Source organism: Mycobacterium sp. 3519A (genome assembly GCF_900240945.1).
Classification (GTDB): Bacteria; Actinomycetota; Actinomycetes; order Mycobacteriales; family Mycobacteriaceae; genus Mycobacterium.
In genome coordinates this window covers 473,522-494,916 of sequence record NZ_OESG01000014.1, presented here as the reverse complement: position 1 = coordinate 494,916, position 21,395 = coordinate 473,522, and the positions used below count along the sequence as shown (strand labels likewise).

The 21,395-nt window shown below is 67.4% G+C and carries 9 protein-coding genes; 7 read left to right on the top strand and 2 right to left on the bottom strand.

Annotation, left to right across the window (positions count from 1 at the left end; translation table 11 throughout):
* Nucleotides 1-238: 238 nt before the first annotated feature.
* Entirely contained in the window at nt 239-1,342 is a 1,104-nt protein-coding gene (locus tag C1A30_RS23535) for a dihydrodipicolinate reductase (RefSeq protein ID WP_101950770.1), read from the top strand.
* On the opposite strand, the gene C1A30_RS23530 is transcribed toward C1A30_RS23535, so the two are convergent.
* A complete protein-coding gene (locus C1A30_RS23530) occupies nt 1,323-12,287 on the bottom strand; it encodes a type I polyketide synthase (protein WP_101950769.1) in 10,965 nt (3,654 codons plus the stop codon). The genes C1A30_RS23535 and C1A30_RS23530 overlap by 20 nt on opposite strands.
* Nucleotides 12,288-12,536: 249 nt before the next feature.
* Here C1A30_RS23530 and C1A30_RS23525 point away from each other — a divergent pair, with 249 nt between their 5' ends.
* From C1A30_RS23525 to C1A30_RS23500, 6 genes are all read left to right on the top strand, one after another.
* On the top strand, nt 12,537-13,958 hold the full coding sequence (locus tag C1A30_RS23525) for a condensation domain-containing protein (RefSeq protein ID WP_101950768.1): 1,422 nt from the start codon (nt 12,537-12,539) through the stop codon (nt 13,956-13,958).
* A gap of 34 nt (nt 13,959-13,992) precedes the next feature.
* On the top strand, nt 13,993-16,989 hold the full coding sequence (locus C1A30_RS23520; RefSeq protein WP_101950767.1) for an RND family transporter: 2,997 nt from the start codon (nt 13,993-13,995) through the stop codon (nt 16,987-16,989).
* Nucleotides 16,990-17,033: 44 nt separating this feature from the next.
* Nucleotides 17,034-18,173, top strand: a complete 1,140-nt coding sequence (gene pe, locus C1A30_RS23515; RefSeq protein WP_101952833.1) for an acyltransferase PE — start codon at nt 17,034-17,036, stop codon at nt 18,171-18,173.
* Nucleotides 18,174-18,216: 43 nt separating this feature from the next.
* Nucleotides 18,217-19,965 carry an AMP-binding protein gene (locus tag C1A30_RS23510; protein WP_101950766.1) on the top strand — a complete coding sequence of 583 codons (1,749 nt, stop codon included), beginning with the start codon at nt 18,217-18,219 and terminating at the stop codon, nt 19,963-19,965.
* Between the two features lie 31 nt (nt 19,966-19,996).
* Nucleotides 19,997-20,641 carry a GAP family protein gene (locus tag C1A30_RS23505; RefSeq protein ID WP_101950765.1) on the top strand — a complete coding sequence of 215 codons (645 nt, stop codon included), beginning with the start codon at nt 19,997-19,999 and terminating at the stop codon, nt 20,639-20,641.
* Between the two features lie 106 nt (nt 20,642-20,747).
* Nucleotides 20,748-21,233, top strand: a complete 486-nt coding sequence (locus C1A30_RS23500) for a flavin reductase family protein (RefSeq protein ID WP_101952832.1) — start codon at nt 20,748-20,750, stop codon at nt 21,231-21,233.
* On the opposite strand, the gene C1A30_RS35825 is transcribed toward C1A30_RS23500, so the two are convergent.
* Nucleotides 21,234-21,383, bottom strand: a complete 150-nt coding sequence (locus C1A30_RS35825; RefSeq protein ID WP_142392655.1) for a glycoside hydrolase family 92 protein — start codon at nt 21,381-21,383, stop codon at nt 21,234-21,236.
* Nucleotides 21,384-21,395 lie beyond the last annotated feature (12 nt).

The window sequence follows — 21,395 nt, the reverse complement described above, 5'->3', positions numbered from 1 at the left end:
GGTTCCTCCTCGTCGAGTTAGCCACATGTGGTTGGGTACTTTGGACTAAGTTACCCACCAGTAACTCGCCCGAACTATACCCATCAGTAACTACAACTCAAACCCCCGCGGAGACATTTCCCCTGCCTAAGTAACCGGGTGGTTGGTCGGGAGCTCAAAACCGCAGTTGACAGGTGTCTGAGCAGGCGGTTTGACCCATTGTGAGGTTGATCACGCGGCCCGCCGATAGGGTGTCCGGATGCTTCGGGTGGCGGTGTGGGGAACAGGCAATATGGGGTCCACGGCAATCAGGTCGGCGGTGGCGTTTCCGGGTCTACGGCTGGCGGGTGTCATCACGTCCGCCGCCGACAAGGACGGTAAGGACGCCGCGACGTTCGCGCGCCTCGACGCGGACACCGGCGTCACGGCCAGCACCGACGTCGACGCGGTCCTGGCCGACTGCGACGCGGTGGCCTACATGGCGTCCGGCGACATCAGGCCCGACGACGCCGTCGCCGACATCGTCCGCTGCCTGCGCGCGGGTAAGCACGTCGTCACCCCGTCGCTGTACTCGCTCTACGACCCGCGGTCGGCGCCTGACGAATGGGTGCATCGGCTGGCCGCGGCCGCGGACGAGGGCGGAGGCTCGCTGCTCGTCAGCGGGGTGGACCCCGGCTGGGGCAACGACGCGCTGGCCGTCATCGCCGCGGGGCTGTGCACCCGGATCAAGACCATCCACTGCCAGGAGATCTTCGACTACTCCACCTACGACCAGCCGTACGCGGTCAAGGTGTCGTGTGGCTTCGGAACGGCCATGGGCCCAGAAGATCCTGTGCCGATGATGCTGCTGCCCTCGATCCCGACCATGGTGTGGGGCGGCAACATCCGGCTGATCGGCCGCGGCCTCGGCATCGAGATCGACGAGATCACCGAGGAGGTCGAGCGGCTGCCGCTTCAGCAGTCCGTCGACACCGTCATGGGGCGCTTCGAGAAGGGCACGCAGGGCGCGTTCTGGCTCAAGGTGATCGGCAAGTCGAAGGGCCGCGAACGCGTCGTCATCGACCACATCACCCGCATCCACGCGTCCTGCGCGCCGGACTGGCCCTATCCCGACGACGCCGATCGGGGTGGCGTCGGCGACCACCGGGTGTTCATCGACGGCGATCCGCAGCTGACCATCGTCAGCCGCGCCGACGTGCCCGGCGGTACCCGCGCCGACGGCGGCAACACCACCGCCGCCAACCGGCTGCTCGGCGCGCTGAACTGGCTGGCCGACCAGAAGCCAGGCATCTACGACGGCCTCGACGTGCCGATGCAGTCCGTGCTACCGCCCGAGGTGGAAGCTAGCCGGTGGGCTGACTGACCTCCGCGGGCTGCGCTTCCTCCGGCTGTTCCGCGTCGGGCAGCTGGTTCACCAGATACTCGGCGAGCCCACCGATGGTCGGGTAGTCGAACACCGCGGTCGCATTGATCGTGAACGCGCCGCCGAACTGGCTGTGCAGCCGGTTGCGGAGTTCGATCGCCATCAGCGAGTCCGTGCCGAGGTCCAGGAACCGACTGCTCGCGGCCGGCGGCTGCGCGAGTCGCAGGAAGTTCTGCACCTCGCGCTGAAGGAACTCGGTGACGAAGGCGGCGCGCTGCGGCACGGGGATCTCCTGCAACTGCTTGAGCAACTCGCTGTCCCCGGTCACCTCGCCGGCCGCACTCGGCAGCACCAGGTCGAGGATCGGCGGCCGCGAACTGCCGAGCACCTTGGCGGCGCGCTGCCAGTTGGCCTTGAGCACCGTGGCCTGTCCGGTGCCGTTGGCCACCACCTCGGCGAGTGCGCTGAGTGCGGCCGACGGATCCAGCGGTACCAGGCCCTGGGCACTGATGTTGGCGGTCGCGGCGTCCGACGACGCCATACCGCCCTGGCCCCACGGACCGAAGTTGATGCCCGTGGCGGGCAGCCCTTTGGCCCGTCGCTGCGCGACAAGGCCGTCGAGCAGCGCGTTGGCGGCCGCGTAGTTGGCCTGGCCCGGTGAACCGAACAAACTCGACACCGACGACGACACGATGAAGAAGTCCAGCGCGTCGTCCTTGGTGAGGCGATCCAGGTGATAGGCACCGAATGCCTTGGGCGCCAACGTCGTCCGGAACCGCTCCACGCTCTGCGTGGACAGCAACGCATCGTCGAGCACACCGGCCAGATGCACCACACCCGCCAGCGGTGGCAACTCAGCGCGGATCTTCTCCAACAGTGCCGCCACTTCGGACTCGTCGCCGACATCGGCGGAGCGCACGTGGATTCGGCACTTGTAGCGTTCGGTGATGTCGTCGATCGTCCGTTGCGCCTCGGCGTCGGGCGCCCGCCTGCTGGTCAACACGATGTCGCCTGCGCCGAGTTGGGCCAGATACGACGCCGTGTGCAGTCCGATCGCGCCGAGTCCGCCGGTGATCAGGTAGCTCCGATCCGGCCGCGGCTGAAGCGGATTGGGGATCTGCACCACGATCTTGCCGATGTGCCGCGCCTGCTGCATGCGGCGGAACGCGGTCCTGGCCTCCGTCAGCGGGTAGATCTCGACCGGCAGCGGCGTCCACTGGCCGTTCCCGAGTCCCTCCGACACCTCGATGAGCAGGTCGCGAATGCGGTCGGGATCGGTGAACATCACCGTGTCCAGTGCGACGATCTCGTAGGCGATGTCGGGACGGACCGCGGCCATCTGCTCCGGTGTCCAGATATCGCGTTTGGCGATCTCGGCGAAGCGGCCGTTCTTCGCGGTCGCCCTCAGCGTCGCCTCGATGAAACCCTCGCCGGTCAGGCTGTTGAGCACCACGTCCACACCGGCGCCGTCGGTGTCCGCCAGGATCTGGTCGGCGAAATCCGTTGTGCGCGAGTCGTACACGTGCTGAACACCGAGCTTGCGCAGCGTCGCGCGCTTGAAGGTGCTTGCCGTGGCGAACACCTCAGCCCCACACTCCTGGGCCATCTGGACGGCGGCCAGGCCCACACCGCCGCTGGCGGCGTGAATGAGCACTTTGTCACCCGGCTTGAGCTGCGCCCAGTCGAACGACAGCCGCACCGTCAGCGCCGCGGCGGGGATCGTCGCGGCCTCGACCGCGCTCACCCCGTCCGGGATCGGCGCCAGGAACTGGGCAGGCACGTTGAACCGGCTGGCGAACGCACCCTGCATGGAGCCGTAGACGCGCTGGCCCACCTCGAGCTTGACTCCATCCCGTCGCTCCGCTCGCCCCGAACCGACGCCCTCACCCAATTGCGTGACGACACCGGCGAAGTCGCCGCCGATCGGGCCCGGATCGCCCGGGTACAACCCGAGGACGTTGAGCACGTCCCGGAAGTTGAGGCCGGCGGCCTCGACCCGGACCTGCACGTAGCCCTCGTTGGGCGGCGCGACGTCCCGTTCGGTCAGCCGCAGGTTGTCGATCGCACCGCGCTCGGTGGGCGCCAGCGCGAAATCACCTGCACGCGGCACAGTGAGGTTGCCGCTGCGCGCCCACGGCAGCAGCCGCGACGCCAGCAACTTCCCTTGGCGCAGAGCCAGTTCCGGCTCGTCGACGGGCGTGCCCAGCAGATTGGACAGCAACTGCACGGCCTCCGGTGACCCGTCGCAGTCGACGAGCTTGGCGCGCAGCGCCGGTTCCTCGTTGATCGCCGTGCGTCCGAAGCCCCACAGCGCCGCCTGCACCGGGTCGACCGGCTCGCCGGACTCGGTGGCCACCGCCCGTTCGGTGACGATCCACAGGCCGCCGGGCAGTTTCAGGCCGCCCTGCACCGTGTGCACGGCGCTGAGCAGGTTGGCGATCTCGGCCTCCAGTCGGGCGGTGGCATCGGCGGTCGACTCGTCGGGGGTGGGTGCGCTGCTGCGCCAGACCACGCCGGAGAAGCCCATACCGCGCTCGTGCGCCTGCGCCAGCACCTGTCCCAGCGACTCCGTGTCGACGTTGCGATCGAACGGGATGCAGCCGGACACCTTGGCGGCCAACTCGTCGAACCCGGCGATCAGCCACGTGCCGTTCGCCGCGGCGGGCTCGTCGCCCGCCACCGGCACCTCGTGCCAGCCCAGGGTGTACAGCAGCCGGGTGGTGTCCCCGCCGAGGCCACGCAGCAATGCCTCGCGGGGTGCGCGTTTCACCGTGAACTCGCGAATCCCGCCCAGCTGCTTGCCGTTTCGGTCGAGATAGTCGATGTCGAAGACCTGGGTCTCGTTGTCCAGCGCGCTCTCGTGCCACCGGGCCCGGCAGTAGAACCGCCTCGGCATCTTCTCGCGCAGCGTCACCTGCCCGTACCGCAACGGCAGGAACAGATCGCTCACGCCCTGCTCGGCGGCGAGCAGCGCCGGGAACGCCGGGAAGGCGACGCCGGTGCACAGGTCCATCAGCACCGGGTGCATCGGCTCGGTGCCCAGTTGCTCCGCGAGTTCCTCGCCGACGAGGATGTCGCCGATCGCCTCACCCTCACCGAGCCACAGCGACTTCAGCGAACCGGACCACGTCGGCCCCCACGCCAATTCCAAATCGGCGAAGGTCTCGAACAGTTCCTGCGGGCGCATGCGTTCCAGGCGTTCGACGGCTTCGTCGACTGGCTCGTTCTCCGCCGGCTGCTCGTTCTCCGCGCCGGAGACGACGGTGCCTTCGGCGTTCAACGACCACTCCGCGCCGCGCTCACCGTACGGGCGGCTGTGCACCTGGAAGCGCAACTCGCCGTCGTGCTCCAGCGGATGCAGCGTCAGCTGCACCTCGCGAGAACTCTTCTCCGGCAGGATGATCGGCTCGTAGAAGAAGACGTCCTTGGCGTGGGCGGGGGTGCCGACCGCGGCCAGCGCCATCGCGGCATACGTCGCACCAGGTACCACGACGGTGCCGTAGATGACGTGGTCGGACAGCCACGGCTGCGACTTGACCGACAACCTGCTGGTGTAGACGGTGTCGCCGGAGGCCAGGTCTTTACCGGAGCCGAGGATCCCCGACGCCTCACCGACACCGCCCGTCACGGACATGCCTGCCGACTTCGGCCAGAACCGGCGGCGCTGGAATGGATACGTGGGCAGTTCGAGCGCGCGGCGCGAACCACGGTGCAGCGCAGCGAAATCCGGTCGGTGACCGCCGACGTAGGCCGCGGCCAGCGCATCGGCGATCTGACGTCGGTCGCCGACGCCCTTGCGCAGCGAGACGATCGCCCGCGGCGCGGCCAGATGCTCCGGCCACACCTGGACTGCCGCCCCGGTCAGCACCGGTTGCGGACCGATCTCCATCAACACCGTGCAGCCAAGCGCCGCCGCGGTGCGCACGCTTTCGGCGAACTGCACGGGCTGGCGCGAATGCCGCCGCCAGTACTGCGCATCCATCGGCGTCTGCGGTGTGAGCACGGCCCCGGTGCGGTTGCAGACCAGCGGCAGTGTGGGGGTGGCGAACTTGAATTGCGCCGCGTACGACTCGAACTCGTCGAGCACCGGGTCCAGCAGTTCGGAGTGGAAGGCGTGGCTGGTCTGCAGCCACGTGCAGCGAATCGCCTCCTCCTCGAACCGGGTGACGACCTTCTGCAGGTCCTCGCCTGGCCCGGAGAGCACGGTGTTGGGCCCGTTGTAGGCGCCCACCGAGATCCGCGGGAACTCGCTGGCGACCTCCTCGACGCGCGTGGGGTCGGCGAACACCGCCACCATGCGCCCGCCCTCTGGCAGGCTGCCGAACAACCGACCGCGCTCGGCGATCAGTCGGGCGCCGTCTTCGAGGCTGAACACGCCGGCCACACACGCGGCCGCGTACTGGCCGACGCTGTGACCGAGCACCACGTCGGGCTCGATGCTCCACGACTGCCAGAGCCGGGCGAGGCCCATCTCGACGGCGAACAGCGCGGGCTGCGCAAACGACGTGTCCCGCAAGGCATCTGACGCCTTACCCGCGGTCTCGCGATCCGTTGCGAACATCACGTCGAGCAACGGCCGCGGCAGGATGTCGTCGACGGCCTCCGCGCAGCGGGTCACGGTTTCGGCGAACACTGGTTCGGCGGCGAACAATTCGCGCGCCATGCCCGGATACTGGCTGCCCTGACCGGTGAACAACCAGGCGGTCGTCGGGCGGTTGGTGTGCTCGCCGCGGACGACGCCGGGCCGCAGGCGGTTCTCCGCCAGATCGGCCAGACCTCCGCGCGCGCTTTCGATCGAATCCACCACCAGCGCGGCGCGATGCTCGAAGTGCGAGCGGCCCGTGCCGGCGGTCAGGCACACGTCGGCCAGGTCGACATCCGGATGGGCGGCCAACCACGTCTCGTACCGTCGCGCCAACTCGGCCAACGCTTCCGGCGAACGGGCGGACAACGTCAGCACGTTGACGGGCTGCTGCGGTGTCTGCGGTTCCTCGTCGGCGACCGCGGGTTGCGGCGGTGCCTCCTCGATCAGCACGTGCGCGTTGGTTCCGGTGAACCCGAACGAACTCACACCTGCGCGGCGGGGCCGACCGTTGGTCTGCCACGGCGTGGCCTCGCTGACCACCTGCACCGGCAGCGAGTCCCACGGAATGTGCGGTGACGGGGTGTCGAAGTGCAGGCTCTGCGGCAACAACTCGTGCTGCAGCGATAGCACCACCTTGATCAGACCCGCTGCGCCCGAAGCGGATTCGGTGTGCCCGATGTTGGTCTTCACCGAACCCATCAGCAGCGGCGCCGCACGCGAGTCGCCGTAGGCGGCGGCGGCCGCCTGCACCTCGATCGGATCACCCAGCGGGGTGCCGGTCCCGTGCGCCTCGAGGTAGTCGACGTCGCCGCCGGTCAGGCCTGCGCGGGCCAGCGCCGTGGAGATCAGCCGCTGCTGCGCGCCGCCGTTGGGCACCGTCAAACCGCTGGACGCGCCGTCCTGGTTGACCGCGCTGCTCGAGATGACCGCGCAGATCCGATCGCCGTCGCGCTGGGCGTCGCTGAGCCTCTTGAGCACCAGGATGCCGCAGCCCTCGCTGCGGACGTAGCCGTCGGCGGAGGCGTCGAAGGTCTTGCACCGCCCGACCGGCGAAAGCATTCTGGCCCGCGAGGCGGCGATCACCGTCACCGGCGACAGCAGCACGTTCACACCGCCCGCCAGCGCCAGATCGCAGTCTCCTACGTGCAGCGCCTGACATGCCTGATGGACCGCGACCAACGCGGAACTGCACGCCGTGTCGACCGCCACCGCGGGCCCTTCGAGGCCGAGCGCGAACGCGACCCGGCCGGAGATCGCGTTGAGCGCGTTGCCGGTGATGAAGTAGGGCTCGATCTTGTCGACCGACTCCGACGACAGCAGGTGGGCGTACTCGTTGGCGGCCACGCCGGCGAAGACGCCGGTCCGGCTGCCGCGCAGTTCCGCAGGTGAGTAGCCGGCCCTTTCCAGCCCCTCCCATACGGTTTCGAGCATCAACCGCTGTTGCGGTTCGATCCAGACGGCCTCACGCGGGGAGATGCCGAAGAACTCGGGATCGAAGCCGTCGACTGCGTCGAGGAATCCGCCGAACCGGGTGTAGGTCTTGCCGGCAGTTTCCGGGTCCGGGTCGTAGAACTCGTCGATGTCGAACCGGTCCTCGGGCACTTCGCGGATCGCGTCGACACCGCCGGCGAGCAGGTCCCAGAACGCTTCCGGATCGGGCGCGCCGGGGAATCGGCAGGACACCGCGACGATGGCGATGGGTTCGTCGGTGCGGGTGGTCACCACCGACGCACGCGCGGGCGCGGACGCCTGCTCGCCGAGGCCGAGCACGTCGTGCAGCAGATAGTCGGCCGCGTCGGACAACCGCGGGTGATCCATCACCAGGGTGACCGGGATCTCCTTGCCGACGGCCTGTTCGATGCGGCGCCGCAGTTCGACCGCCATCAACGAGTCCATGCCGAGGTCGAAGAACCCGGCGTCCTCGCGGATCTCGTTGGCGTCGACCCGCGTCACCTGTGCGACCGCGTCACGCAAGTGGTCGGTCATCAGCTTCTTGCGTTGCTGCACAGGCGCATTCGACAGCCGCTGCACGAAGTCCGTCTTTCCTGACGGTGTCATCGCCGGGACCGCCTCGGGCACCTCGTGTTCCAGCTCGGCGAGGAACGCGCGCCTGCCTGCCTGCTGGTACAGCGGCAGGAAGCGAGCCCAGTCAACCCGCGCGACCACGCCCTGCGCAGACGAACCCGACGCCAGGATGTCGGCCAGGCCCGCCAGTGCGTCGGCAGGGGAGAGCGTGTGTATTCCGCGCTTGTCCAGTCGTGCGCGCGATTGGACGTCGGCCATCCCCGCCGACCATGGACCGAAGTTGACGCTGATGCCGGGGATGCCCTGTTCGCGCAGTCGCCAGGCCAGCCCGTCGAGGAAGGCGTTGGCCGCACCGTAGGCGGTCTGGCCGAAACCACCCCACACCGAGGCGATCGACGACGTGCAGACGAAGAAGTCCAGGTTCAGATCGTTGGCCGCCTCGGCCAGATGCCATGCACCCCAGACCTTTCCGGCGAACACCCGATCGAGTTCGCTGTCGTCCAGGTCGCTCAGCGGCGTGGTGCCGATCTCGCCCGCGGCGTGGACGATGCCTGCCAACGGTGGCAATTCGGCCTGCACCGTGGTGAGCAGGCGGGCCACGTCGTGGGCGTCGGCGACATCGGCGGAGACCACGCGGACTTCGCAGCCGTGCTGTTCACCCAACGCGGCGATGCGCTGCTGCGCGGCGTCGCCGGGCGTTCTGCGGCTGGTCAGCACCAGATGCCTGGCGCCGCGGGCGGCCAGGTAGCCGGCGATCTCCAGGCCGACGGAGCCGAGGCCGCCGGTGACCAGATAGGTTGCGTCCTGGCGCAATTGCACCGGCGTACCGCTGGGCGCCGCGTCCCGCCGGACCAGCCGGGGCACGTAGATGTGCTGACCGCGAAGCGCGATCTGGTCTTCTCTGGCCGTCGTGTCACGCGGCGTGTTGATCAGGTCGACGAGCCGGGACCATTCGTCGGTGCCGCCGTCCGCCAGGTCGGCCAGCCCGCCCCACACCTGCGGAAGCTCCAGCGACGCGGCGCGACCGAAGCCCCACAGGCAACTCTGATCCGGCGCCACGGTGTCGGCGTCGGTGACTTTCTGTGCGCCGCGGGTCACCACCCAGATGGGTCCGCCCGCTTCCGCGGCGGTCGCGGCGCGAAGCAGCCGCCGCGTGCCGCCAAGGACGCGATGCTGCATGCGCAGCAGCGACCGCATCGACGGTGCCGTGCCGACGTCGAGCGCGCCGACGTGCACAATGCGCAGCGTCGAGTCCACCGCCGCAGCGCGTAACGCGTCGGCAAGCTTCTCCTCGTCGGGATCCGACATCGGCAATCCGAGGATCCGGTGCTGGTGCCCCCGCGCCGTCAGCACGTCGACAAGGGGACGTATCGCGTCGGTGTCCTCGCCGATCAGGATCCAGGTGGATTCTGCGCCGTCCGCGCCGATCGGCGCACCGCTGGGCTCCCATCGGAATTCGTAGCGGTCGTCGGCGATCGATTGACTCGTTCGTTGCTGATTGTGTTGCGCGGCAAGCCTGGTCAGCACATCGATCGTCTGGCTGTCACCATCACCGAGCAGGGTGGCGAGTTCGTCGATGCGGCCGTCTTCGAGCAGGCGCACGGCGTGGGTGCGGGTGGCATCGGGCCGGGTTTGGCCGGGCCGGTCGGCGGCGAGGTTGTCGCGGAACCAGTACTGACGCCGCTCGAATGGATAGGTGGGCAGGTCGACCTTGCGCGCCTGCGGGTGTCCAAGAGCGGCGAAGTCAGGCCGATGCCCCATCACATATGCGTCGGCGACGGCTTCGGTGATCTGCCGTTGGTCGGCGATGCTCGGCCGCAGCGATGCGATCACCCGCGGTGCGGTCACCTGGTCGGGCCATGCGCCGAGGGCCGCGGCGGTCAGCACCGGTCGGGGGCCGATCTCGAGCAGCACCTTGCAGTTCAGATCGGCAAGCGTGCGCACACTCTTGGCGAACTCGACGGGTTGGCGCGCGTGCCGTCGCCAATAGGCACCGTCGAGTTTGACGCTCCTGCCCAGCGCGGCACCCGTGCGGTTGTCGATCAACAACCGTTGCGGCGCACGGTAAGAGAATCGGTCCGCATACGACTCGAACTCGTCGAGAATCGGATCGAGCAGCGCCGAGTGGAACGCGTGGCTGGTTTCCAGCCAGTCGCAGCGGACACCGTCGGCGGCCAGCGCCGCCACCGCTTTCTCCAAATCCGCTGCGGGACCTGACAATACGGTGTTCGCACCGTTGTAGGCGGCCACCGAGAGGCTCGGGAACTCGTCGGTCATCGCCTCGACGCGCTCGGCGTCGGCGAACACCGCGGCCATCCGCCCGCCTGCGGGCAAGCTGCCGAACAGCCGACCGCGTTCGGCTATCAGCAGCGCACCGTCTTCGAGACTGAACACGCCTGCCACGCAGGCCGCCGCATACTGACCGACGCTGTGGCCGAGCACCACGTCGGGCTCGAGGCCCCACGACTGCCAGAGCCGGGCCAGGCCCATCTCGACCGCGAACAGCGCGGGCTGCGCGTGCGCGGTCTGCCGCAGCGTGGCATCGCTGTCCGGGCCGTCCACCTCGAAAATCAAGTCCAGCAGCGGCTTTTCGAGAGCATCGGCGACCGCCGCCCCGCACCGGTCCACCGTCTCGGCGAACACCGGCTCGCTGTCGTACAACTCCTTGGCCATCCCCGGGTATTGGCTGCCCTGGCCGGTGAACAGCCACGCCGTCTTCGGCGTGTCGTGGGTTTCGCCCCGCACCAGGCCCGGTGCGGGCCGATCGTCGGCGAGCGCACCCAGTAGCTCGATGGCTGATTCCCTCGAGTTGACCACCAGCGCGGCCCGGTGCTCCAGATGCGCGCGCGCCGCGCCCGCGGTGAAGCAGACGTCCGCCAGCGTGGCCTCCGGGTGCGCGTCCATCCAGCCGCGGTAGTCGTCAGCGAGTTGCGCCAACGCGGCGGGCGTGCGGGCCGAGATGGGGAGCACGTGCAACCGGCGGTCCTCGGGTGCCGGGGTGTGCGGCGCAGTCCGCTCGGGTGCCTCTTCCAGGATCACGTGCGCGTTCGTCCCCGCGAATCCGAACGAACTGATCCCGGCGATGCGGGGCCTGCCGTTGCGTTCCCACGGTGTGGGCTCCTTGACGACGTCCACCGCCAGCCGGTCCCACGGAATGTGGGGCGACGGGTTCTCGAAGTGCAGGTGCTGCGGCAACAGCTCGTGTTCCAGCGACAGGACGACCTTGATGACGCCCGCGATACCGGCGGCGGCCTCCAGGTGCCCGATGTTCGTCTTGACCGAGCCCATGAGCAGCGGCTCGCTGGGATCGCGGCCCGCGCCGAGCACCTCCCCGGCGGCCTGGGCCTCGATCGGGTCGCCAAGCGATGTTCCGGTGCCGTGCGCCTCCAGGTACCCGACGTCACTGGGCCGCAGCCCAGCGCGCTTCAGCGCGTCGGCGATGACCCGTTGCTGCGCAACACCATTCGGTACCGTCAGGCCGCCGGATGCGCCGTCCTGGTTGATCGCACTGCCGCGGATCACGGCGCGGATCCGGTCGCCGTCGCGGATCGCATCCTCGAGGCGCTTGACGACGATGACGCCGCACCCCTCGCCGCGGACATAGCCGTCGGCGGCCGCGTCGAACGTCTTGCACCGGCCATCGGGCGCGAGCATCTGCGCGCTGGAGAACGTGATCATGGTCGCCGGAGTCAGCAGCACGTTCGCACCGCCCGCCAGCGCGAGGTCACATTCGCCGAGGCGCAGCGCTTGGCAGGCCTGGTGGATTGCCACCAGCGACGAGCTGCACGCCGTGTCAACGGCGACTGAGGGCCCCTGCAGGCCCAACCGGTAGCTGATCCGGCCTGCGGCCGCGGCATTCGACGTCCCGATGGCCATGTAGGCCTCGATCTCGGGATAGGTCAGCTCGTCAGATGCCATCCCCAGGTAGTCGTGGGTGGCCAGGCCGACGAACACCCCGGTGTTGGTCTCGGCCAGCGCGGTCGGCGCGATACCCGCGTGCTCGATGGCGCGCCATGCGGTCTCCAGCAAAATCCGATGCTGCGGGTCCATCAACCTGACCTCGCGCGTCGACATGCCGAAGAAGGGTGCGTCGAACCCGGTCACGTCGTCGACGAACCCGGCCCGGCGGGTCACCACCTTGCCGGGGGCACCGGGTTCCGGATCGAAGAACTCGTCGACGTCCCAGCGGTCCTTCGGGACCTCCGATATCGCGTCGCGGCCCTCGCGCAACACGTCCCAGAACTCATCGGCGTCGCGGGCGCCTGGCAAACGAGCCGCGTAGCCGATGATCGCGAAACGGGTGGCCGGCTCGAACGGATACCCGGCAGATCCCATGCCGTTGTCCTCCCTGCATCAGCGGTTGGAGGTGCCTCCTGTGGGACATCTGTCCCGCAGGAAAAAGGCCTATCCCCGACAAGTCTGTCGTCTCCTCGACCGACCACTATTGCATGCGCGCCTGAGGCATGCGCGTTGTCGCCGCCCGACCGGCAACCGGCGCGGGGCGTCGTTCGGGGACCGAGGGTATGTTGGCGCAGCAACGGGTGCTGCCGGACCCGAAACCTGGCCGAATAGGAGGACCGAACTTTGCGAATCGGGAAAGTCACGGTTGGCGCACTTGATGAATGGTCGTTGAATTCGGGCTCGGTCACCTCATGGCATCCGACGGCGGAGGCCGCCGAAAAAGCGCGCCGAGCCCCGGTGAGTTCCGTGCCGGTGAGCTATATGCAGCGCCAACATCTGCGCAACTACTGCGACCGCACCGACGCAGGGCTGACCTTTTCCCGGCAAATCATCGCCAGCTGCGAAGTACCCGGACAATGCGATATCACGGCGATGGATCACGCGGTCAACGCGTACCTGCGCCGGCACGACACCTTCCGCAGTTGGTTCGAACGAACCGATGACGGTGACTTCATCCGGCATGCCATCGAGGACCCGGCGGACATCGAATTCGTGCCGGTCGATCAGGGCCATCTGACGGTCGACGAAATCCGCGCCCACGCCGTGGACATACCGAATCCGTTGGAGTGGGGTTGCTTCACGTTCGGCATCATCCAGAACGAGAACCACTTCACCTTCTTCGCCGCCATGGACCACGTGCACGGCGATGCGACGCTGATCGGCACCACGATGCTGGAAGCCAACGGAATGTACTCGGCGCTCAGCGCGGGAGGTCAGGCCCTCACGCTTCCCGACGCGGGCAGTTTCGACGACTTCTGTGTACGCGAGCGTGAGCACACATCGGCGTTGACGCTGGACTCGCCCGGCGTGCGCGCATGGATTGAATTTGCTGAGAACAACACCGACGGGTTTCCTGAATTCCCGCTTCCGCTGGGTAATCCGCAGGAGTCCAACAGCAGTGGCATGACGTCGGAAATTCTGATGGATGCCGCACAGACGGAGCGCTTCGAATCGGCTTGTACGGCGGCGGGCGCACGTTTCGTCGGCGGCCTGTTCGCCTGTCTCGGGTTGGTGGAGTACGAATTCACCGGTGCGCTCACGTATTACGGTCTGACGCCGCGGGATTCGCGGACCGCCAGCGACAATTTCATGACGCAGGGATGGTTTACCGGTTTGATCCCGATCACCGTTCCGATAGCGGCGACCTCGTTCAGCGACGCCGCCGCGGCGGCGCAGGTGTCATTCGATTCCGGGCTCGACATGGCGCGCGTCCCATATTACCGCGTATTGGAGTTGGCGCCGTGGCTGAACTGGCCGCAGCCCAATTTCCCGGTGTCGAATTTCCTGCACGGCGGCGCCGCGCCCCTGAACGCCATTCTCGCGGCCGCCGATATGGGGTTGGCGAACAATATCGGCATTTACCCCGACGGCCGGTTCTCTTATCAATTGACCATTTACATATTCCGGTACAACGAGGGCACCTTGATGGCGATCATGCATCCCGACAATCCCATCGCCGACAAGTCGGTGACCCGCTACATGGAGGCGATGAAGTCGGTGACGGTACGTGTCGCCGAGAGCGGGGACTGGGGACGCGTCGCGTAGTGATGCGCGATTCGCGGACGAGGGTGAGGGCAATATGCGACGGCTAGCCGATCTTGTGGTGCGGTGGCCCTGGGTGGTGGTGGGGGTGTGGGTCGCGATAGCGGTCGCGCTCCCACTGACCCTCCCCAGCCTCAACGAGATGGCGCAGCGGCATCCGCTGGCCATCCTGCCCAACGACGCCCCGTCGAGCGTCGCCGCCAGGGAGATGACCGAGGCGTTTCACGAGTCGGGCTCGGAAAACCTTCTCGTCGTTGCCTTCATCAACCAATCCGGGCTCAAACAGGGCGACGAGGCCACCTACCGCAAGGTGGTCGACGCGTTGCGCGACGACGTCACCGACGTCGTGATGGTGCAGGACTTCTTCACCACGCCCCAACTTCGTCCGTTCCTGACGAGCAAGGACAAGACGACGTGGGTGCTACCCGTCGGCCTTGCGGGCGAGTTGGGCACACCGCGCGCCTACGACGCCTACAACCGGGTCGCCGACATCGTCAAGCACAACGCCGCGGGCAGTTCCCTCGACGTTCAGGTGACCGGGCCTGCGGCCACCGTCGCCGACCTGACCATCGCCGGCCAACACGATCGGCTGCCGATCGAGATCGCGATCGGCGTGCTGGTCCTTCTGGTCCTGCTGGTGGTGTACCGCAACCCGATCACGATGCTGCTGCCGCTCGCGGCGATCGGGGCGTCGTTGGTGACGGCGCAGGCCGTGGTGGCCGGGGTCTCGGATCTGTTCGGGATCGGGGTCTCCAACCAGTCGGTGATCTTCCTGAGCGCGATGATCGCGGGCGCAGGCACCGATTACGCGGTGTTCCTCATCAGCCGCTACCACGACTATCTGCGTCAGGGCGCCGATCTAAACGACGCCGTGCGGCGGGCGCTGATCTCGATCGGCAAGGTGATCACCGCATCGGCCGCGACCGTCGGAATCACGTTCCTCGGAATCAGTTTCGCCAAGATGGGGGTGTTCTCCACCGTCGGCGTGGCGTGCGCGATCGGCGTCGCGGTGGCGTACCTCGCCGCAATCACCCTGCTCCCGGCCATCCTGGTGCTGGCTGGGCCGCGCGGCTGGGTCAAGCCACGCCGCGAGTTGACCAGCCGGTTGTGGCGCCGGTCGGGGGTACGCATCGTGCGGCGCCCCAAGGCCCATCTGGTCGGCAGCCTGCTCGTCCTGGCGCTGCTCGCCAGTTGCGCCACGCTGGCGAAGTACAACTACGACGATCGCAAGGCCCTCGGGCCGTCGGCGCCCAGTTCGATCGGCTATGCGGCGCTCGAGCGACATTTCCCGATCAGTCAGGCCGTGCCCGAATACATCCTGATCAAATCGCCGCGCGATCTGCGCACCCCGCAGGCACTCGCGGATCTCGAGCAGATGGCGCAGCGGGTCAGCCAGCTGCCGAACATCGGTCTGGTCAGCGGCCTGACCCGCCCCACAGGTGAAGTGCCGCAAGAGTTTCGGGCCACCTACCAGGCGGGCATCGTCGGTGATCGGATGGCCACCGGTTCGGCGGTGATCAGTGACAACTCCAAGGATCTCAACCGCCTGACGGACGGTGCGGGCACACTGGCCGCCAGCCTCGGCGACGTGCGAACCCAGATCAACAAGATCGCGCCAAGCATGCAGCGGCTGATCGACGCGTTCTCGTCGATGCGAACCAACCTCGGCGGCGACAAGCTGGTCAAGGACGTCGAGACCGCGGCCAAGCTGGTGCAGAGCGTCAACCAGTTGGGCAACGCGATGGGCGTCAACTTCAGCACCGTCAAGGACATGTTCGCCTGGGTCGGTCCGGTGCTGACCGCATTGAACGGCAACGTCGTCTGCGACGCCAACCCGTCGTGCGCCGATACCCGCGCCCAGTTCCAGAAGCTGGTCGCCGCGCGGGACGACGGCCGCCTCGACGAGATCAACACGCTGGCCGGGCAACTGCAGGGATTCGGCGACAAGGAGTCCCTCAACGCGACGGTGAAACAACTCAACGACGCGATGGCGAACTTCAGTTCGGCGGTGCGGTCGATGGGCCTCGATCGGCCCGGCGGGCTGCAGGCGGGCCTGACGAAGGTCAAGCAGGACGCCAATCGGCTCGCCGACGGCAGCAAGCAGGTGGCAGGCGGAGTGGACCAACTCGTCGACCAGGTCAAGCTGATGGGCGCCGGACTCGACGAGGCGGCGGCGTTCCTGTTGGCGATGCGCCACGACGCGGCGGATTCGTCGATGGCGGGATTCAACCTGCCCGCCCAGATCCTGCAACTCGACGACTTCAAGAAGGCCGCGAAGATCTTCATCTCACCCGACGGCCACACCGCCCGGTACCTGGTGCAGACGAAGCTCAATCCGTTCAGCGCCGAGGCGATGGACCAGGTGAACCAGATCCTCGACACCGCCAAGGGCGCGCAACCGAACACCCAATTGGCCGACGCCCAGATTTCCATGGGCGGATTTCCTGCCGCGTTGCGCGACACCCGTGACTACTACGAACACGACATCCGGTTCATCATCATCATGACCCTGATCGTCGTTCTGCTGATTCTGATGGTGCTGTTGCGGGCGATCATCGCACCGCTGTATTTGGTTGGCTCCGTGGTCATCTCGTACTTCGCCGCGCTCGGGATAACCGTGCTGACCTTCCAGTACCTGCTCGGCCAGCAACTGCATTGGAGTGTGCCGCCACTGGCCTTCGTGGTGTTGGTCGCGGTGGGCGCGGACTACAACCTGCTGTTCGTATCGCGAATGCGCGACGAGTCGCCGCACGGCATGCGTTACGGCGTCATCCGCACGCTGACCTCGACCGGCGGGGTGATCACCGCGGCCGGTCTGATCTTCGCCGCCTCGATGTCCGGTCTGCTGTTCTCCAGCATCACCACCGTGGTCCAGGGTGGCTTCCTGATCGGCGTCGGCGTCCTGCTGGACACCTTCCTGGTGCGCACGGTCACGGTGCCCGCCATCGCCACGCTGGTGGGCCGGGCGAACTGGTGGCCGTCACGACTGAGCGCACCGCCCGTGGCACGGGCAACCGCAGGGAAGGCGGAGTAATGTCGCCGCAGTACGCAGGGGCAGTCAGCGAGGTGAAAACAGGAATGCGGAAACTACTCGCAGTGGCCACTGCGCTGGTATCCGTCGGCGCCGCAGGGTCTTTCGGCTCCGGGATCGCCGCAGCCGACGACTCGCAAGCCGGCTGGACACCGGACCACGGCGCACCAAGCGCCGGGCCGCCGCCGATCGGAACGCCGGGCAGGGGGTACGCCCTTGGCGGCGCGCACGTGCTTGGCATTCCCTACGACGAGTACATCAAGCGCACCGGCGCCGACTGGTTCCCCGGACTGAACCGGCAGATCGTCAACTATCCCGCCGGTCAGGTCCAGGGCCACACCCTGGAACGGTTGTTCCCCGGCATCGGCAGGCTGGACGACGGGTTCCCCGGCCTCGGTCTCGACGGCCCCAGCATCGGCGAATCGGTCGACGAGGGCGAGGGCAACCTGGAAACCGCGATCCGCGACGGTGGCCCCGGCACCGCGATCGGGTTGTCCGAAGGCGCGATGGTGCTCGACGCCGTTCAGGCCAAACTGGCGAACGATCCGACCGCGCCGCCGCCGAACACGCTGAGCTTCGCCACGTACGGCGACCCGTTGGCCACGCACGCGTTCGGTGCGAGCTTCCTGCGGCAGATGTTCCCCGTCGGCAGCGTCGTGCCCTCACTCGACTTCCGCATGCCCGCTCCGGTGGAAAGCCAGTACGACACTTATCAATTCGTGTCCGCCTACGACAGCATCGCGGACTGGCCGGACAGGCCGGACAACTGGATGTCGCTGTTGAACGCGGTGGTCGGCCTTGCGACCGGGCACACCGCGGTGGCGTTCACCAATCCCAAGAACGTGCCGCCGCAGAACATCAGGACGACCGTCAACTCCAAGGGCGCGAAGACGACGACGTACCTGATTCCCGAGCAGCACCTTCCGCTGGTGCTGCCCTTCAAATACCTCGGAGTGGACGAGGGCACCCTGGACCGGCTCGACGGCGTGCTGAAGCCGATGGTGGACGCGGGCTATTCCCGCAACGACGATCCACTGACCGCTCCGATCACGGTGGATCCGGTGCACGGGTACGACCCGGCGGCGGTCACGGCGCCGGCCACCCAGGCCGCCTTCGGCGGCGGCTCCGACCCGGTGTCGCAGCTGCTGTCCGGCTTCCAGTACGTGATGAACCACCGCGGCGGCTGACCACAACCTTGCGCCGACGAATACGAGTTACTACGGACGTGATGTGACGCCTTCGACTCAGTCGACCATTCTCTCGATGTTGCACGGACGCGCCAGCATGCGTCCGGACGACGTCGCATTCACCTTCACCGATTACACCGACGACTTCGCGGGCGTCTCCGAGAACCTGACCTGGTCGCAATTGTCGCGTCGCACAACGAATGTGGCGCGCGAGCTGAGCAGGCACGGGTCGGCGGCGGACCGCGCGGTGATCCTGGCTCCGCAGGGCCTGGACTACATCGCGGCGTTTCTGGGCGCCATGGAGGCCGGGCTGATCGCGGTGCCGCTGCCGCTGCCGCACCGCGGTGCGAGTCACGAGCGGGTGAGCGCGGTCCTCGTCGACACGTCACCCGCCGTGGTGCTGACCACGTCGGCAGCCGCCGCGGACGTCGCCGACTACGTCGACAAGGCGGCCCTCGAGGCGGTGCCGAAGGTCGTCGAGATCGATGCGCTGAACCTGGATGCAGTCGGCGAACCCCTCTCGCGGACAACCGATCTGCCCAACACCGCCTACCTGCAGTACAGCTCGGGTTCGACGCGAACGCCGACCGGCGTGATGATCTCGCACCGCAACCTGGCGGCCAACTTCGAACAGTTGATGCGCAGCTACTTCGTCGAGTCGCATCTCAAGGGTCAGTCGATCGACACGATCGTGTCCTGGCTGCCGTTCTACCACGACATGGGCTTGGTGCTGGGGGTGTGCGCGCCGATTCTGGGTGGCTTCCGCGGCGAACTGACTTCTCCGGTAGCCTTTTTGGAGCGCCCGGCGAGGTGGGTCCGTGCGCTGGCCGAAAACTCCCGGGTGTGGTCCGCGGCGCCCAACTTCGCATTCGACCTGGCCGCCCGCAAAACCACCGACGACGACCTGGCCGGACTCGACCTCGGCGGGGTGCTCGGCATCATCAGCGGTGCCGAACGGGTTCAGCCCGCCACCTTGCAGCGTTTCGTTGACCGCTTCGCGCACTTCAACTTTCGTGACAACATGGTGCGCCCGTCGTATGGGCTTGCGGAGGCGACGGTGTTCGTCGCAAGCGGCACTTGGAGCGAGGCATCGGAAGTGGCCCGCTTCGATCCCGACGAGTTGTCGGAGGGCCGCGTCAAACGGTGTGCGGCGGGTGCAGGCACCGAACTGGTGAAATACAAAGTGCCGCAATCGCCGACGCTGCGGATCGTCGATTCCGAGAGCTGCCGGGAAAGTCCCGACGATCGGGTCGGCGAGATCTGGGTGCACGGCGCCAATGTGGCAGAAGGCTATTGGCGCAAACCGCCGGAGGGGCAAGGGTTGTTCGGGGCGACGCTCGTCGATCCGTCCCCGGGAACACCGGACGGCCCGTGGCTGCGAACCGGTGATCTCGGCTTCATCTCCGGCGGCGAGCTTTTCATCGTCGGCAGAATCAAGGACCTGCTGATCATCCGCGGCCGCAACCACTATCCGGAGGACATCGAAGCGACGGTTCAGCAGATCACCGGTGGCCGGGTCGCGGCAATCTCGGTGCAGGTGAACAGCACTGAGGAGTTGGTCACCGTCATCGAACTGAAGAAGCGCGGCGACTCCGACGAGGAAGCGATGCGTTGGCTCAGCGGTGTCAGGAGCGACGTCACCTCCGCAATATCGAATCTGCACGGCTTGAGTGTCGGGGACCTGGTTTTCGTCGCACCCGGGTCGATTCCCACGACGACGAGCGGCAAGATCCGACGTGCCGTGTGCGTCGAGCAGTACCGGCAGGACCAATTCGCCCGGCTGGACGGCTAATCCGGCGGGTGCGCGTTTCCAGGAGATACCGATGTTGGTGACTGTCCTGGTGATGGCCCTTGCCGTCAGCGTCGAACCATTCCGGATCGGGATGACCGTGCTGATGCTGAACCGGCCGAGACCGGCCCTGCAACTGCTCGCATTCCTGTGCGGCGGTTTCGCGATGGGGTTGACGGTCGGCCTGGTGATCCTGTTCCTGTTCCGGCCGGTATTGCTGGGCACCCGCCACTTCACCCTGCCGAACGTTCAGATCCTGATCGGGGTGGTGGCGCTGCTGGCTGCGGTGTTCGTCGCGGTGCCCAGGCTGTGGAACTTGCGGCCGACGAGGCTGGCGAGGCCGGCCAGACAACTGCTGAGCGGACCATCGCTCGCGGTGGCGGGCGTCGCCGGTCTGGGAATCGCGTTGCCGTCCATCGACTATCTCGCCGCGCTGGCGGTCATTCTGGCTTCGGGTGCGGCGGCCATGACGCAAGTCGCGGTGCTGTTGATGTTCAACGTCGTTGCCTTCGCGTTCATCGAGATTCCCCTGCTGGCCTATCTGCTGGCGCCGGAGGCCACCGTCAGGCGGGTGGATGCGTTCAACACCTGGATCCGGGCGCGGCGCCGGGTCGAGGTGGCGGTACTGCTGGCAGTGGTTGGCGGTGTGGCCCTGGTGGCGGGCGTGGCCGGACTGTGAACGGCTTTTGCGCTCATCGAGATTTCATTGCTTCCGGCGCGCAGACCGGGCTACGGGCCGACGACCTGCCCGTGCGCAACCCGTGCCGCGTGTGAAGATGGAAGCGATGGCATCCAACGATCTGAGCCCCACCAGCCTGCGGGAGGCGTTCGGGTATTTCCCGGCAGGCGTCATCGCCATAGCCGCAGAAGTCGACGGTGTCCGGGTGGGGCTGGCGGCCAGCACCTTCGTCCCGGTGTCGCTGGACCCGCCGCTGGTTTCGTTCTGTGTACAGAACACCTCGGAGACGTGGCCCAAACTCAAGGGCCTGCCTGCGCTGGGCATCAGCGTGCTCGGCGAAGCCCACGACGAAGCCGCCCGCACACTGGCCGCCAAGACGGGTGACCGGTTCGCGGGTCTGGACACGGTGTCCAGGGATTCCGGCGCAGTGTTCGTCACGGGCACCAGCGTGTGGCTGGAAAGCGCCATCGAACAGCTGGTGCCCGCGGGCGATCACACGATTGTCATTTTGCGGGTCAGCGACATCACGGTGCACGCAGATGTGCCGCCCATTGTCTTCCACCGCAGCACATTCCGTCGGCTCGGCGCCTAGTCACGGGCGGGCGGCAAGCTCCTCGCGATAGCCCTGAATACGCCGCTCGAGTTCCTCGGCGTCCGCTGGCCTGCCCTCTTTGCGCGCCAACTCCGCCCGCGCGCTGAGCTCACGGATCGCCGTACGAATGTCGTTGATGCTGTGGGTCATACTGCTGCCTCT

Coding starts and splice junctions, on each gene's coding strand:
- C1A30_RS23500 (WP_101952832.1), top strand. CDS start 20,748: ATGGCATCCAACGATCTGAGCCCCACCAGCCTGCGGGAGGCGTTCGGG.
- C1A30_RS23530 (WP_101950769.1), bottom strand. CDS start 12,287: ATGGGATCTGCCGGGTATCCGTTCGAGCCGGCCACCCGTTTCGCGATC.
- C1A30_RS23535 (WP_101950770.1), top strand. CDS start 239: ATGCTTCGGGTGGCGGTGTGGGGAACAGGCAATATGGGGTCCACGGCA.
- pe (WP_101952833.1), top strand. CDS start 17,034: ATGCGGAAACTACTCGCAGTGGCCACTGCGCTGGTATCCGTCGGCGCC.
- C1A30_RS23520 (WP_101950767.1), top strand. CDS start 13,993: ATGCGACGGCTAGCCGATCTTGTGGTGCGGTGGCCCTGGGTGGTGGTG.
- C1A30_RS35825 (WP_142392655.1), bottom strand. CDS start 21,383: ATGACCCACAGCATCAACGACATTCGTACGGCGATCCGTGAGCTCAGC.
- C1A30_RS23505 (WP_101950765.1), top strand. CDS start 19,997: ATGTTGGTGACTGTCCTGGTGATGGCCCTTGCCGTCAGCGTCGAACCA.